The following is a 15,306-nucleotide window of genomic DNA, read 5'->3' as shown; positions in this document are numbered from 1 at the left end:
TTTAGCATTCTGCTCGAATTCATACTTTTATACTGTTGGCCACTTCTCGCTGACATCAGTGAGTGGAGGTATGAGCGTTCCAGAAGCTCCCTCAGCCTGAAGAAAAATAGAAGAACTTAACGCAGGATTTCCCCTCCAGTCGACAAGGTACGTCGCTTTCTCAATAAAGCACGTATAAAAACCTTGGTCGCCGTGTTGCTTCGTCGATATATTCTATCCGAAGAAAACTGTTCAGGCCTTAAGATAGATGGAGCCCGCTTGTCTTAAGGTGCCGTTGTACCCAAAGCAAAGTTAAAGATTGTACTTGTCATCAATTAGCCAGTATATTCGTATTCGATCTCATTGATTGAGAAAACCCAATGAGTGTTTGGCCTTATCATGGCGCCACTGATGGCGCTTTGATGCTGTTGCGGATGATTGTAAAGCATCACCAGGGTATTGGTTTTATGAAAAGTTTTTGAACAAAAACATATGAAGGTGTTTTGAATATCAACACCAATTGACGAGGTTTTAGGTGATATGACGAGTTCTACAACGACCCCGCAGGACGCGGATGAAATTGATCTATTTGATTTGATACGAGCTTTATGGAAGCAAAAGACAATAATAATTACTATCGTCGTATTATCAGTATTAACTGCCGCCATTTATGCGTTTCTTAGCAAGCCGATCTATGAGGCCCGTATATATTTGCGAGCGCCAACCCTTAATGGTATTGCCGATTTTAATTATGGACGCACGCGAGATGCCGAGCTAACCCCGTTCTCCATAAAAGATGTGTACGACGTATTTGTGCGCAATCTTCAAAGTGAATCGTTGCGGCGAGCGTTTTTCAGCGAGATTTATGTCCCTTCGTTGTCGGAGTCGAAGCGGTCGGGGTCACAAGACGCATTGTATTCGGATTATTTAAGTGAATTGACTATCGGTCTCCCTACCAAGGAGCAGCCTGATCGTTACTCAGTCAGTGTGCAGAGCCGGGATCCTGTCCAGGCTGCCGATTGGGTAAAGGCTTTTGCGGCCAGAGCGGGCGACGCGGCGGAAAGTGAAATGTTGAAAAACGTCGCACGTGAGGCCGAGGTTCGTGCCCGTAATTTGGGCCAGCAAATCGCTATATTGCAGGAGACTGCAGACAAAGTTCGTGAGGACTCCGTCACGCAATTGCGCGAGGCCCTCAAGGTAGCACAGGCAATCCATCTGACGGAGCCTCCGATTATTTCCGGGAGCGTCTCTGCCGAAGTGTCGGCGACGATGAATGGTCAGCTAACCTACATGCGTGGAACTAAAGCCCTGGAAGCTGAGATAAAAAATCTTGAAGAGCGGAAATCAAATGACCCGTTTATTGATTCACTTCGCGCATTGCAGATAAAACAAAGCTTTTACAAAGATTTGCAAATCCGTCCCGACCATGTATCTGTATATTTAATAGATGGCACCGTCGAACAGCCTGATCGCCCAATAAAACCTAAGAAAGGTTTGATTATCACTTTGGGAGTAGCCTTGGGTGTAGTGTTGGGTCTGCTGGCTGCGTCGATTCGGCATTTTTTTCTAATTAGGAAAATAAAGAAAACATCGGACCTGTTGTCTAAGTAGGTTTTGATTATTTGTCGTGTAGAAAAAGTCGTTAAATTGGCGACCGTATTGAACATTACAGCCCATCGGTAAGCTGGAGTTCGCTATACAGACAATATTTGTAAAACGTTAGAGGCTGAATGACTCGCAGATTCCGGCTATGCTAGTCCGCTTTTTTGGGCGGGTATCGCCTCTATGCAGCAAAGCCGATAGGGACTCTCATGCAACATCCAGAAGTTATCCATCGAGCAGCCATTGAGGGTGTCACGGGCTTATGTCACCAGTTGCAGCTGACAGCAACAATTAGCGTATTGATCAACTGCGGTTTATTTCAGGGTGCGGAAGCGGACAGTTGCGGTGACGGTGGGGCCCTAAGCTTTTCGATTGATACGGTCAGGGCGTTAATTGTCACCGATGTGCATGCAGACCATGTCGAGCGTATATCTGCCATGATTGCGGCCGGGTTCAAGGGGCCGATACTGTGTAGTGGCAATGCTTGGTGACGCCAGACATAATGTCGTCTTCGTTGGCTACCAAGCTAAAGGTACGCCAAGCGCAGCGATTCAAACTCATGGACCAAAGTCCGGATATGTCGAGCTTGACCTGGAGCAATTTTCTATCCATGCAGGCGTCACCACTATAGGTTGATACATCGCTCATGCCGATCAGCAAGGGCTGGTGGATTTGTAACCGGCATGAACTACTGGCCTGCAGAGGTGCGGCTCGTCCATGGCGAAGCTCAGCCGAAGAAGGTCCTCAAAAATGTTTTGCCAAGGAATTATCTGCTAGCGAAACGTAGCGTCGAGGCCGTGATACCGGGTAGTTGAGGGAGACGCCCGAGTCGGGGCTATACTAAAGGTCCTCGCTGGACTTAGATTTGATATTCAAAGGAACAAGCTTGTTTCATTGATAGAAAGTCATAGAGCAGAAAGGGGCAATTCGTAAAAAAGATTTGGATCATCACCTTGGGTCGTTTATGAGTGGTGGCTCAATCTTAGCGTTCGAGTTCTATAGTAGTCATTTGGGTACTCAGACGAATTGTGCGAAACGTAGCGCCAGTCGCCTCAAGTCAATCCTCTCGCTGGTGTAAATGAGTCCGCTTCATGAGTGAATGGTCTGAGTAGAAATGCGTCATATAGCTACTACGAAATTTCTGAGAAAAGGCTGGCCATGGTGATTTGGCAAAATGGATTTAGTAGGGGAGAATTTCCCGTTAGCTGCCAGTACAATGCACTGCCGACGATTTAAGGCTCAGAGGCTCAGAGGTTCCTAGCTCGGGTAGAAGGTTTTTTGATTTTACCGTAACTTGTGTTGACGATTGCCCTAAGCTTGTATTCGGATGGTAAATCATTGAACTTTAGTAGATGGAAATGAAGAATTTTCGGGATGGTATCAGCCTTGGAACCGGCACCCTTGGCGCTGGCCGGTGCCTGACAATTCTCTACCGTGGATTAGTGAGCTGTAGCCGGTATTCATGGGAGTCAAAAGGCGAAAGGATGTTGCGGTGAAAATTGTTCAGACGTCACTGCGTGGCATCGTAGTCATTGAACCCGCCGTTCATGAAGATGTGGGCGGATGGTTCATGGAAAGTTTCAATGAACCTCGTTTTCATGGGGCGCTAAAAGAGAACGGACTGCCAATTCCACCAGCATTCATTCACGATTATCATTTTTGCTGCAGAAAAGGTGTGTTACGCGGTCTGCATTATCAGCGAGCACTCTACGGCCATGGCAAGTTGGTCAGGGTGACACAAGGATCAGCGTATAACGTAGTAGTCGATATTCGGCGGAGCTCGTCGACGTTTGGGCACTGGGTGGCCGTAGAGTTGAATGAAACTAATCACAGGACGCTGTGGATTCCTGAGGGGTTTGCCCATGGCTTTGTCGCGTTAGAGGATGACACGCACTTCTTATGCAAAACGACAAATGCGTATAATAAGGACGCGGCCCGAAGCATCCGATGGAATGATCCGGAACTAGGTATCGATTGGCCTGTTCAGGATTATGTCATCGCCGATAAGGACGCGATTGCACCACTAATGAAATACGCTGAGCCTTATTTCGAGTTTCTCGAGGGGACCATCGAGTTAGTCGATTTAAAGGTGATTGGTGATGATCGCGGAAGTCTAATTGCACTTGAACAAGGGCAAAACATTCCCTTTGCGATTAAACGTGCCTATTATATTTTTGACACTCGTTCAGATGTGAATCGAGGTTTCCACGCTCACCGTCGATTAGAACAAATGGCTATTTGTGTTTCTGGTCGCTGTAAGATGGTCATCGATGACGGGGTAACCAGAAAAGAAGTCTGGTTAGACTCGTCAAGTAAAGCTTTGATTATTCGTAACATGATATGGCGTGAAATGCACAATTTTAGTCAGGGATGTGTGTTGGTAGTATTCGCCAGTGAGCATTATGATGAGTCGGACTATATTCGGAATTACGATCAATTCATTAAGGAGGTGAGCGATGGAAAAGCTTAAGAAGATCGTGCTCGTGGGGGCGGGTGAATTGGCAATGATTGCCTACGAATACTTTACATATGATTCGACTTACGAAGTCGTTGCCTTCGCCGTTGAACGTGAGTATATAGAAAGCGAGACATTGTACGATTTACCTATTGTTCCTTTTGAAAATGTTCGACAGGCCTACCCTCCCGGCTCCTTTGAGGTGTTTGTGGCAATACCTGCTTCTCAGTTGAACAGACTACGAACGAGGTTGTATCTGGCCGTGAAGGAGATGGGTTATACCTGTGCGACGTATATAAGTTCTCATGCATTTGTCTGGCGTAATGCGAAAATTGGTGAGAACTGCTTCATCTTTGAGAATAACACTGTCCAGCCTTTTGTGGAGATTGGCAATAACGTTATTTTATGGAGTGGCAACCATATTGGCCACCGTACTGTTATAGAAGATAATTGTTTCTTGTCCTCCCATGTAGTGGTGTCGGGATATTGTCGGATCGGAGAATCATGTTTCCTTGGCGTAAACTCAACATTTAATGATCATGTAACTGTGGCGCGTGATTGCATTATCGCCTCGGGTTCTCTTGTATCAAAAAACTTGAAGGAACCAGCGCGAGTGTATTACGGAGCACCCGCAAAAGAAATGCCAAGAAAAAGTTCATTTAGCGTAAAACTCTAGGAAAATATCATGAAGTGGAAAAAACTAGGGTTGATATTTGATCCAAAGGTATTTAGTTGGGCTGATCATACGGCACTCCAACCAACACCCTTATTGATGGATGATCGTATACGAATCTTTTTGGGTGCCAGAGATCAAGAGGGTGTAAGTCGTGTGGGTTTTGTAGATCTAGACAAACAAGAACCAACGAAAATATTGGGTTTTTCAAAGGAACCCATTCTGGACATTGGGGAGCCCGGTTGTTTTGACGAGAGCGGAGTAGTCCCCTCGGCGATAGTTGAAGCCGATGGGTTAATTTATATGTATTTTGCTGGATACCAGTTAGGCACGAAAGTAAGGTTTTCTGTCCTTGGTGGATTAGCGATAAGCAAAGACTATGGATTGTCATTTGAGCGCTGTAAAAAAACACCGGTATTTGAACGTAACGATGACGAAACGCTTTTTAGAGTTCCCCACAGCGTCATAAAAGATGGAAACACTTGGCGGGCGTGGTATGGGGGAGGCAGCCAGTTTACGCAAGGAAAACATAAAACATTACCTATATATAACGTCCGTTATGTTGAATCTAAGACACCATTCAGTTTTCCTAACGCAGGGGAGATTCTCTTGGAAACTGAAGGTGATGAGTATCGAATAGGAAGGCCCTTCATTTTTGAAAAATCTCCATTCGAGTCATATCTTTTCTACGGTTTTAGTACCGAAAATGCTCCTTATAAACTCGGGTGTGCTAAATCTTCAGATATGAAGAGCTGGAACCGGATAGATGATGAGCTTGGCTTGCCATTATCAGACTCTGGGTGGGATTCTGAAATGATGGCGTACCCTAGCGTTCTCAAAGTTAATGAAAAAACGTATTTGTTTTACAATGGAAATGAATACGGTAAGCAAGGTTTTGGGCTGGCGGAACTAATCGAATGGTAACGTGTATAAAATATGAAAGTGTTCATAGTCAAGTTTGGGATGATTTTATAGCGTCTTGTAAAACCCCTCTGTTCTTTTTTAATAGAGGGTTTTTAGAATACCATTCAGACTGCTTTATTGATGCATCTTTAATGTTTTATGAGAAAGACGTATTAGTCGCCGTACTGCCAGCCACGTTACATAACAATGTTTTAAATAGCCATGGCGGTGTTACTTATGGCGGATTGCTACTATCTCTTAAAATAAAAACGGAACTTTTAGTTGAGGTTTTGGAGGCACTGCGGGACTGGGCGATAAGTTTCGGTATCGTAAAAATTATATATAAAGCAATCCCCTATATATTTCAAATCCAACCTTCACAGGAAGACCTTTATTTCCTCCATAACTTACTTGGAGCTAAACTAATCCGGCGGGATTTGTCAAGTGTAATTTACTTGCAAGATAGGATGAAGCTTTCCAAAGGTCGAAAATGGTTAGTGGCGCGAGCAAAAAAGAATGAGCTAAAGGTAATCGTTTCTGATAATTGGGTCGATTTTCATCGGTTGCTTAGCTCAGTGCTTGTAAAACATGACACTATTCCAGTCCACTCGGTGGCTGATCTTCAGTTACTTGCAAAGCGATTTCCTAAAAACATCGTTTTGAACGCTGTCTTTCAGGGCGGTGATATGATTGCAGCGGCGTTATTTTTTAAGTTTTCTAACGTGGTCCATACGCAATATTTGGCGAGTAACGATTTAGGGAAAGATCTCGGAGCCTTAGACATGATCATTGAAGAAAGCATACAAGAAAACCTACAGGATAATTATCAGTATTTTAACTTTGGTATTTCTACGGAGCAGGCGGGTAAGGTTTTGAACGCGGGCTTAATTAGCCAGAAAGAAACTTTCGGTGCCAGAGGCATGTGCATAGATTTCTATGAGATTAATTTTGATGATTAATTTCCTTGATTTGAAAAAAATCAATCAGGTGTATGCCTCAGAACTTAAGGAAGCATGTGCTCGAGTCATCGATTCTGGGTGGTATATTGGAGGGCAAGAGGTTGCTTCATTTGAGCGTGAATTCGCGGATTATTGCGGCGTAATGCACTGCGTTGGAGTTGCAAATGGACTGGATGCCCTCAGCTTGACCATTCGAGCATGGAAGGAGTTAGGCAAGTTAACGGATGGTGATGAGATCATCGTTCCTGCGAACACCTATATTGCAAGTATCTTGGCAATTACAGAAAACCGTCTGGTACCTGTATTAGTCGAACCTGATGAAGAGTCATTTAATCTGTCAGCCGCGGGCGTTGAGAAAGCAATAACTAAGAAAACAAAGGCTATATTGGCGGTACATCTTTACGGTCAGTTGGCAGAAATGCCTTCTATACTATTACAGGCAAAGACTCATGATTTATTAGTTCTTGAGGATTCAGCTCAAGCCCATGGTGCAAGCTTGGAGGGGCGCGCAGCTGGAAGTTGGGGCGACGCGTCCGGATTCAGCTTTTATCCAGGTAAAAACCTTGGTGCACTTGGAGATGCTGGAGCTGTCACTACGAACGATGAAGAGCTGGCGACCGTAATCAGGGCGTTAGGCAATTACGGAAGTTTTAAAAAATATGAAAATGCCTATCGTGGTGTAAACAGTCGCCTAGACGAAATCCAAGCCGCTATGCTAAGAGTAAAAGTTCGCCATTTAAATTGCGAAATTGCATCTCGTCGGGCGGTTGCAGACTTTTATCTTTCAAATATAGTTAATCCACTTATAAAAACTCCAATAGTAAAAAATATCAATGCCCATGTATGGCATCTTTTTGTTGTCCGTTGTGAAAAGCGCGATGTGCTAAAAGAATTTCTATATGATAACGGTATTGAGACGTTAATTCATTATCCAATTCCACCTAATAGGCAGAAAGCATACGCAAATTTTTTCCCAGCAAAGTTTTCTATTACAGAACAAATTCATAAAGAGGTGCTTAGTATACCCATGAGCCCTGTTTTGAGTTTGAATGAACTCTTGAAAGTAGTAGAGATTTTGAACGGTTTTAGAGTTTAGACCTTAAGTTAGTTGTCATGGAGTCGCAAAGTGTGAATGACATCATTTTTGAATGCCAAGTAAGACTGCTTCCGACAGTCGGAATACGTACTCTTTGAATCTGTTAAAGACGGGGGGGTTAACGGCGATTGCGACGTTTGCTAGATTACTCTCTGGTTTTTTAGTGATGAAACTTGTTGCGCTATTTGCAGGTCCCGAGGGAGTTGCTCAGTTAGGGCAGTTTATGAGCTTGACCGCACTGCTGGTTGTTTTTGCGGGAGGAGGCGTAGGGCCAGGTGTCGTAAAGTACATCGCGGAGTTAAAGGATAATGATGAGCAGTTAAAACGACTCCTGAATGCAGCGGTTTGCTTTACTATTATTGCATCTCTAGCTATGTGTGTTGGGGTGCTAATATTTAACAAGAATATCACGGTTTGGCTACTAGGGGATGTCCAATATAGTAGTCTTGTAGTAGTTTTAGCGTTTGCTCAGTTTTTCATTGCTTTCAATAATCTGATTCTCGCTATAGTTAATGGCATGATGGATGTTAAAAGATTAGCCCTTATCCATGTTTGTGGCGCGGTTGTAGGAGTGATGGCGCCGATTATATTAGGTTATTATTTTAAGTTATATGGAGTGCTGCTTGCATTCCTCCTTGCTCAGGCTCTGTTAGTGGTTGTTAGTTTTTTTTGTTACAAGCGCAGTCATTATTTTAGCTGGAGTTACTTACGCCCGGCTATAGATAAGATGGTTTTTAAGAAGCTTTCTAAGTATTCGTTGATGACGTTAACATCGGCGCTATTATTTCCGGTTGTCCAAATACTGGTAAGGAATATACTGGCAGATAGATTTTCGTGGGAGCAAGTGGGATACTGGCAAGCAGTAAGCAAAGTGTCGGAAGCATATCTAATGTTCATTACAATGGCCATTAGTGTTTACTACTTACCTAAACTTTCGGCAATAAATGAACGAAACGAATTCAAGAATGAGATAAAGTTGGGTTATCTATATCTTATGCCGGTGGTTATTATTTCAGCACTGCTAATTTTTATGTTAAAAGAATTGATAACTTGGATTTTATTCTCTGCCGATTTCTCGGGTGCGTTATATTTGTACGCACCTCAATTAATTGGAGACGTCCTTAAAATTGCGTCCTTTGTTTTATCATATATTATGCTCGCTAAAGCCATGACGAAAACCTTCTTTTTATCCGAGTTGATGTTTAGCGGAATGTATCTAGGCTGGGTATGGATCATGACTGGGATGTTCGGTTTGATAGGCGCGATGTATGCGTTTATTATTAATTACTCAATATATTTAATCTTTACTGTCGTTGTCGCCAGACTATACATTAGGAATATGTAATGAATAAAGTAAGTGTTATGATGCCAGCGTATAATGCTGAGCTATTTATAGCTGAAGCATTAACGTCTATCTTGAATCAAAACTATACTAATATCCAAATAGTTGTTTGTGATGATGCCTCTCAAGATAAAACGGCCGCAATTATTGCTGACTATGCTGAAAGATATCCAGAAAAAATAAAAGCTATATTAAATAAAAAAAATCTTGGCGTTACAGCGAATTGTAATCTAGCACTCATGCACTGCGACGGAGAGTTTATTTCGCTTTTCGCCGGTGACGACTTAATGCTACCAGGCAAAATTGCCAAACAGGTAGCGGTACTGGAAAATGATCTCGAAATTTCTCTTTGTTATCATCCTGTGGAAATATTTGACTCGGAAACAAACGAAATCTTATTTGTGACCAATCAAACCTCACGCGAAGACGTCCTTAATTTCGAAGATATGCTGCTAAAGGGCGGAATTCCCGGTGGCTGTTCAATCATGGTTAGGAGGAGCGCAATTCCTTTAGGCGGTTATGATTCACGTCTGAAAACTGTTAGTGATTGGCTTTTCTTTCTGGAAATATCTTTGATGGGGAAGGTAGTAAAAATAAATGAAGTCCTCGCTCGCTACCGAAAGCACATGGGCGGCGCTAGTCAAAATAGCTATTCTCTTTTGGAAGAATCTCTTTACGCTTTGGATATTCTGCTTCTAAAGCACCCATATCTTGAAAGTAAAATAACTATTTTTGATAAAGCGAAAGCGCGTTATTTGGCTGGGGAAACATTTCGTCAATTAGCGTCAAACGGATCACACGCGCATACGTTGTCGCAACGACTACTGAAATATGATCATTCAGTTAAATATAAAATATTGTATTTTTTTGTGTGGATGAATTCGATATTTCCGATTGTGAGCCCAATGATCAGTTATATGGCAAAAAAAACAAAATTTTTTCTTAAAAGAATGGTTGGTTAATATGTTGCGCATTCTCATGTTTAAAAATATTTATTTATTACCAGTATTAGCCATCGTTACTTTTTATATTATTCCTTCTTTTTTGGGGGTTTTATATGGCAAAAGGCCTTTGGCTGCCCAACTTCTAGAGCTATCGTCGGCAAGCGTCGTTACGTACCTCCTGTTTTATAAGATACTTAGTGGTTTTTGGTTTTCCTCATTATATAATTCGACTCCGAAGATAAAAGTAGAAACGGGAATATTTACCTGGTTGATTCTGATTATATATTTTTCAGTTGTTGTTTATGCTTGCTTTACCGCCCCGCAGATCGCGTTAGTTGCCGCCATTAAGGGCGGTACCCTTTCTGAGTTGTCAGGCCTTCGGGAGGAGTTTTTACGGACCAGGGAAGGTTGGGAACGTATTCTTTTGTATATATATGCAATAGGTATATCCTCCCTAGTTCCTTTGGTTATAGCCCAGATGTTTTTGAAGAAATCAAAGTTTAAATTTCTTATTTTAGGTTTGTTTTTACTATCGTTAGCGCTTACTTTAGAAAAAGGAAGAGCGCTTGTGGCGATGCTTCCGCTCGTTGTTTTGTTTGTGAATTCAGGTAATCGTAAAAAGGCATATGGAATAATTTTTTGTTTGGCTGCCATGATCGCGTTGGTAAGCGTTGTTGCGCGTGGCGCGTTAACGTCTGATGAACAGTCCAATGATCCAGGGCCGATGGCTGGGGTTCCTGACGAGTACAATCTATTTGTGGGGGAGACATCTCAATTTTACTATATTGTTAATCGGGTATGGTACATCCCCTACGTCACGGCTATAGATTGGTTAAGTTATAAAAAGGAAATACTAAAAGATGAAACAATATCGGGTAAATCAATAGCTGCGTTAGCTTGGTTGCTGGGTGAGGAAAAGATTAATTTGGAACAAGAGGTTTTTTCGTTTGAGTGGGGCCAGAATGATACTGGAACGGGTTCTGCAAATACAGTTTACTATGTCGATGCATACCTAAATTTTGGATATCTTGGTGTACTTATATATTCGATGTTGTTTGCTTATATAGTTCGGGTGTGTGTGCTCTCTAAAAATCGTGCGCTCATGGCGTGTCTGGCTATTTCTGTATATTACGTATGCTTTCACTCATTGTCAGCGGTGCTGTTTAGTGGTGGCCTAGGGTTTCTTTTTGCATTTGCATTGTTGTTCAAAGTTAAAAACTTAAGTGAATCAGTTAGGAGAGTAAGATGAAAGATCTGGTCCTGGTAACAGGTGGTGCTGGTTTCATCGGGTCTCATCTGATACCCAAGCTGTTATCTTCCGGCTTCAAGGTGAGAGTCTTGGATTCGTTATCGTCGCAGATTCATGGAGATTCACCTGTAGGTCTAGATTTTTTATACGGTGATGATGTTGAGTTTATTTTGGGTAACGTAGTTGACCGAGATACTTGGACCGGGGCTCTTAAGGGCGTTGCAGCAATTGTGCATTTGGCGGCGGAGACGGGGACCGGCCAATCTATGTATGAAGTTGCACGCTATAATGAAGTTAATTCCCAAGGGACTGCATTAATGCTCGATGTATTGGGCAAATCCTCCACCCACAGGGTAAAAAGGGTTATTTTGACCTCAAGCAGGTCAGTATACGGGGAGGGTGCGTACATTAATAGTTCGAACGGTCATCGAGTTACTCCGGTTGCTAGGTCGGGGAATGCTCTGGCACAAGGGCTATGGGAACCCGTATGCGAGCTTACAGGGGCGGTCCTTAGACTGGTGCCGACAATTGAAAGTGACCAAATTGCACCGTCATCTATTTATGCAGCCACAAAATATGCACAGGAGGATTTGGTCCGAATTGGTTGTGGGTCAATGGGGATCGGGTACTGTATATTTCGATTGCAGAATGTATATGGTGAGCGCCAATCATTAAGTAATCCATATACTGGGATACTGTCAATCTTCTCTACTAAAATACGTATGGATTCTGAACTTCCTTTATTTGAAGACGGAGAAGAAAGTAGAGACTTTATCCATGTAGATGATGTTACTGATGCATTGCTCCGCGGATTAACTACAGAGAATCCCATAAATTCGGTAGTTAATGTGGGCAGTGGAGTTCCCACCTCCGTCAGAGAAGTGGCAGAGGAGCTGTCAAGGTCTTTTGGGAAGACGCCGAATGTTGTGGTAACCGGCGAATTTCGGATTGGTGATATTAGGCATAACTATGCAGATATTTCTCGAATGAAAGATCTTTTAGGATTAGTACCTAAAGTATCACTGAAAGAGGGGCTCCGACGATTCGCTGATTGGGTTCAAGAGCAACCGCTCCCTGAGGATCGGCTCGAGCAAGCGAACCAGGAACTCCGTGATCGAAAGCTGATGAATTAGGTAGAAGTTATGTCTCGGAAGAGTGAATGTAGTTTGAATAAGCTTTTACTGGCGGACATAGTGCGTCAGAGAGAGTTGTTTGGAGACTTTTCTCCTTTGCGCGGAGTGCGACCATGGCTTAGCATGGTTTCTCCACGATTTGCACCTGTGTTACTTTTTAGGCTCTCTTATAAATGTCAGGTCCAAGATTTTCGTTTGTTTTCTCGTTTTTTTTCAATGCTAAATTTCATGATTTTTGGGATTGAAATCGCATCGTTGTGCGAGATTGGGCCAGGATTATTTTTCCCTCATACTCAGGGGACGGTCATAGGGGCTGTGAGCATCGGAAAAAATGCTGTTATATATCAGGGAGTAACTCTTGGTGCGAAGGACTTGGATTTTACATTCGACAAGTTACACAGACCCTGTTTAGGGGATAATGTGATAATAGGCGCCGGTGCAAAGATTCTGGGGGGCGTGCATCTGGGGGATAATGTAATAGTTGCAGCCAACGCTGTTTTATTAGAATCTGTTCCTAGTAATGTTGTTGTCGGTGGTGTGCCGGCCAGAATTATTAAAAAACGAGATGTATAGAGTGGAAAATACCTTGCAGGATAAAAGTGTATTGTACATAGCTCCCCGTTTTTTTGGCTATGAGGATGAGATTCGCGATGAGCTTATTCGTCGAGGCGCGCATGTTGACTTTCTTTTAGATAGGCCATTTAAGAGCCCATTTTTAAAGGCACTAACTCGAATTCGCAGAGGTTGGGTGATTGGCGCAGCAAATAGATATTATGAAAAAAAAACACGCGTATTAGTCGATCGTGATTATGATTTTGTTTTTGTAATCAGTGGTCAGACACTATCTGACCTAACATTGACTCGCTGGCGCAATCGTTATAGAAAAGCGATATTTGTTCTATATATGTGGGACTCTTTTAGTAATCGTCGTTGGATAGTTGATAACTTACATTTTTTTGATCATAAATTTTCTTTTGACAGAAATGACTCTGAAAAATACAATATATATTTTCGACCTTTGTTTTTTTCATCTGGGTTTCATGGACAACAAGAAGTAGCCCACGAGTGGGATGTTAGCTTTATAGGAACCGTTCACAGTGATCGATTTGCTGTGATATCAAAGATAGCAAAGACATTCGATCCCAGCGTTAGACCGTTTTGGTATTTATTTCTCCAGGCTAAGTGGGTATATTGGTTATATTTTTTGATTAAGTCATCCTATCGAAATACTAAGGCTTCGGATTTTAAGTTTGAGCCACTAGAAAAGGGGTCCGTACAAGCGGCATTTAAATCTTCAAAAACGATTCTCGATATCGAGCATCCAAAACAAACCGGTTTAACTATGAGGACACTAGAGACTCTCGGCGCTAGAAAGAAGTTAATAACCACAAATATAAGTATTAAGGAATACGACTTTTTTAATGAAAATAATATATGTGTTATAGATCGAGAAATACCTACAGTACCTAGGACATTTTTGGAAAGCACTTATGTAGAACTCGATTGTGAAATCTATCATAAGTATAGCTTGAAGGGCTGGATGGATGAAATCTTTTTGGAGATCAAAAATAAATCTGACCCAGACAAGCCTCCAAGGTAATGGCGGTATTGGCTCGGATGTTGGATTATTTTAGCTGAAGTGTGTATAGAATGACTGCGTGTGCCCCAGATTTATTTATTTAGTTAGCGTCGCCTAGGATAGTATAGGAGTTATAAATAGTTAAATTATAATTCGACTACTTTACCGGTAGAAAGTGCCGTTTTTCAGATGGGGTAATTATCCGTCGCGGAGGAATATAAAAAATTACACCATGATTGGTTACATATTTTGGACGTTGGCATGCTACGCGGATGTTTTCATTCTAGATTATTGAGGTGCTTCATGCTGTGGTTGCTTCTGTTAGCTGTACTTGTAGTTTCATTAATGTTCACTGGGTTGCTTAGGCGCTATGCATTATCGCGTAACTTAATAGATACTCCGAATGCGCGTAGCTCACATACTACACCCACCCCTAGAGGTGGGGGGCTTGCTATAGTTGTTTGCTTTCTTTTTTCGTTACCGATATTAGCGTCTATCCATCTTATTTCATGGGGAGATACTTGGGCGTTACTTGGCTCTGGAGGCTCAGTCGCTATATTGGGCTTTCTTGATGACCATGGACATATCGCTGCAAGATGGCGACTGGCGGGTCATTTTTGTGCCGCAATATGGGCGCTTTCTTGGATTGGTGGCTTTCCTTGCATTTATATCTTTGGTCGATCAATTGATTTTGGATGGTTGAGTTTTGCCTTTGGTATTATTTATTTAGTATGGATGCTGAATCTTTACAATTTTATGGATGGAATAGATGGGATTGCTAGCGTTGAGGCCATTTTCGCTTGTCTTGGCGCTTGTTTGATATATTGGCTGTGTGGCTACGTTTCGTTAATTTGGCCCTCGTTGTTGTTGTCGCTGGCGGTTTTTGGTTTTTTGTACTGGAATTTTCCCCCTGCGCGTATATTTATGGGAGACGCAGGCAGTGGTTTCCTTGGTATGACGCTCGGCTTACTTTCAATTCAGGCTGCGTGGGTCTCTCCAAAATTATTTTGGGCCTGGGTAATACTGTTGGGAGTATTCATCGTGGATGCAACGCTTACGCTGCTTCGGCGATGTATTCGAGGCGAAAGGGTTTACGAAGCGCATCGTAGTCATGCTTACCAATTCGCTTCTAGGATTTACAGTCGTCATTCTTTTGTAACATTAGCTGTTTTGTTTATTAATATTTTTTGGCTTTTGCCGATTGCTATCTATACCGCCATTTATGACGTTGACGGCCTAAAGGCAACGATGATCGCATATCTCCCCCTGGTGGCTCTTGCGCTGAAATTTCATGCTGGGGAGCGCGAAAAAAAACCGAACTGACGTTACAATGAAGGATAACTGTTAAATTTATTGCGTCAGATATCCTCAGGCCCGTAAAATGGAAGAATC

The 15,306-nt window shown here is 42.5% G+C and carries 13 protein-coding genes and 2 pseudogenes; all 15 read left to right on the top strand.

The window, feature by feature from the left end; genetic code table 11:
* Positions 1-519: 519 nt before the first annotated feature.
* Positions 520-1,590, top strand: coding sequence for an LPS O-antigen chain length determinant protein WzzB (locus RGW60_RS12895; protein ID WP_322204962.1), 1,071 nt, complete (start codon positions 520-522; stop codon positions 1,588-1,590).
* 468 nt (positions 1,591-2,058) lie between these two features.
* Positions 2,059-2,396: pseudogene (locus RGW60_RS12890) on the top strand (MBL fold metallo-hydrolase RNA specificity domain-containing protein); the annotation flags it as partial.
* 677 nt (positions 2,397-3,073) lie between these two features.
* Positions 3,074-3,628, top strand: a pseudogene (rfbC, locus tag RGW60_RS12885) (dTDP-4-dehydrorhamnose 3,5-epimerase); the annotation flags it as partial.
* Positions 3,608-4,051, top strand: coding sequence for an FdtA/QdtA family cupin domain-containing protein (locus tag RGW60_RS12880; RefSeq protein WP_322206908.1), 444 nt, complete (start codon positions 3,608-3,610; stop codon positions 4,049-4,051). The pseudogene rfbC and the gene RGW60_RS12880, both read left to right, overlap by 21 nt.
* Positions 4,038-4,712, top strand: coding sequence for an acetyltransferase (locus RGW60_RS12875; protein ID WP_322204961.1), 675 nt, complete (start codon positions 4,038-4,040; stop codon positions 4,710-4,712). The genes RGW60_RS12880 and RGW60_RS12875 overlap by 14 nt, the downstream gene beginning before the upstream one ends.
* Positions 4,713-4,721: 9 nt before the next feature.
* Complete coding sequence (locus RGW60_RS12870; RefSeq protein WP_322204960.1) at positions 4,722-5,633, top strand: hypothetical protein; 912 nt, start codon at positions 4,722-4,724, stop codon at positions 5,631-5,633.
* A complete protein-coding gene (locus tag RGW60_RS12865) occupies positions 5,627-6,571 on the top strand; it encodes a GNAT family N-acetyltransferase (protein WP_322204959.1) in 945 nt (314 codons plus the stop codon). Before RGW60_RS12870 ends, RGW60_RS12865 begins: the two co-directional genes overlap by 7 nt.
* On the top strand, positions 6,564-7,667 hold the full coding sequence (locus RGW60_RS12860) for a DegT/DnrJ/EryC1/StrS family aminotransferase (protein WP_322204958.1): 1,104 nt from the start codon (positions 6,564-6,566) through the stop codon (positions 7,665-7,667). The genes RGW60_RS12865 and RGW60_RS12860 overlap by 8 nt, the downstream gene beginning before the upstream one ends.
* Before the next feature lie 94 nt (positions 7,668-7,761).
* Positions 7,762-9,012 carry an O-antigen translocase gene (locus RGW60_RS12855; protein WP_322204957.1) on the top strand — a complete coding sequence of 417 codons (1,251 nt, stop codon included), beginning with the start codon at positions 7,762-7,764 and terminating at the stop codon, positions 9,010-9,012.
* Positions 9,012-9,971 (top strand): glycosyltransferase, encoded by a 960-nt coding sequence (locus RGW60_RS12850; protein ID WP_322204956.1) that lies wholly within the window; start codon positions 9,012-9,014, stop codon positions 9,969-9,971. The genes RGW60_RS12855 and RGW60_RS12850 overlap by 1 nt, the downstream gene beginning before the upstream one ends.
* Before the next feature lies 1 nt (position 9,972).
* A complete protein-coding gene (locus RGW60_RS12845; RefSeq protein WP_322204955.1) occupies positions 9,973-11,202 on the top strand; it encodes a hypothetical protein in 1,230 nt (409 codons plus the stop codon).
* The gene (locus RGW60_RS12840; protein WP_322204954.1) at positions 11,199-12,335 is read left to right on the top strand and encodes an NAD-dependent epimerase/dehydratase family protein; all 1,137 of its coding nucleotides are present in this window, start codon (positions 11,199-11,201) and stop codon (positions 12,333-12,335) included. The genes RGW60_RS12845 and RGW60_RS12840 overlap by 4 nt, the downstream gene beginning before the upstream one ends.
* A 33-nt stretch (positions 12,336-12,368) precedes the next feature.
* Positions 12,369-12,908: a serine O-acetyltransferase gene (locus RGW60_RS12835; RefSeq protein ID WP_322204953.1), complete on the top strand. Its 540-nt coding sequence runs from the start codon at positions 12,369-12,371 to the stop codon at positions 12,906-12,908.
* 1 nt (position 12,909) lies between these two features.
* Positions 12,910-13,935: a hypothetical protein gene (locus tag RGW60_RS12830; RefSeq protein ID WP_322204952.1), complete on the top strand. Its 1,026-nt coding sequence runs from the start codon at positions 12,910-12,912 to the stop codon at positions 13,933-13,935.
* Positions 13,936-14,217: 282 nt separating this feature from the next.
* Positions 14,218-15,237, top strand: coding sequence for a glycosyltransferase family 4 protein (locus RGW60_RS12825; protein WP_322204951.1), 1,020 nt, complete (start codon positions 14,218-14,220; stop codon positions 15,235-15,237).
* The last annotated feature ends 69 nt before the right edge of the window (positions 15,238-15,306 follow it).

The sequence above is a fragment of the Pseudomonas sp. AB6 genome (assembly GCF_034314105.1).
In the GTDB taxonomy this organism is placed as follows: Bacteria; Pseudomonadota; Gammaproteobacteria; order Pseudomonadales; family Pseudomonadaceae; genus Aquipseudomonas.
Note: the sequence above shows the minus strand (reverse complement) of the source record. Positions and strands in the feature narration are given on the sequence as shown.

What these genes read in the sequence shown, in the direction of transcription:
- RGW60_RS12895 (WP_322204962.1), top strand. Translation starts at nt 520, where the DNA reads ATGACGAGTTCTACAACGACCCCGCAGGACGCGGATGAAATTGATCTA.
- RGW60_RS12880 (WP_322206908.1), top strand. Translation starts at nt 3,608, where the DNA reads ATGAAATACGCTGAGCCTTATTTCGAGTTTCTCGAGGGGACCATCGAG.
- RGW60_RS12875 (WP_322204961.1), top strand. Translation starts at nt 4,038, where the DNA reads ATGGAAAAGCTTAAGAAGATCGTGCTCGTGGGGGCGGGTGAATTGGCA.
- RGW60_RS12870 (WP_322204960.1), top strand. Translation starts at nt 4,722, where the DNA reads ATGAAGTGGAAAAAACTAGGGTTGATATTTGATCCAAAGGTATTTAGT.
- RGW60_RS12865 (WP_322204959.1), top strand. Translation starts at nt 5,627, where the DNA reads ATGGTAACGTGTATAAAATATGAAAGTGTTCATAGTCAAGTTTGGGAT.
- RGW60_RS12860 (WP_322204958.1), top strand. Translation starts at nt 6,564, where the DNA reads ATGATTAATTTCCTTGATTTGAAAAAAATCAATCAGGTGTATGCCTCA.
- RGW60_RS12850 (WP_322204956.1), top strand. Translation starts at nt 9,012, where the DNA reads ATGAATAAAGTAAGTGTTATGATGCCAGCGTATAATGCTGAGCTATTT.
- RGW60_RS12845 (WP_322204955.1), top strand. Translation starts at nt 9,973, where the DNA reads ATGTTGCGCATTCTCATGTTTAAAAATATTTATTTATTACCAGTATTA.
- RGW60_RS12840 (WP_322204954.1), top strand. Translation starts at nt 11,199, where the DNA reads ATGAAAGATCTGGTCCTGGTAACAGGTGGTGCTGGTTTCATCGGGTCT.
- RGW60_RS12825 (WP_322204951.1), top strand. Translation starts at nt 14,218, where the DNA reads ATGCTGTGGTTGCTTCTGTTAGCTGTACTTGTAGTTTCATTAATGTTC.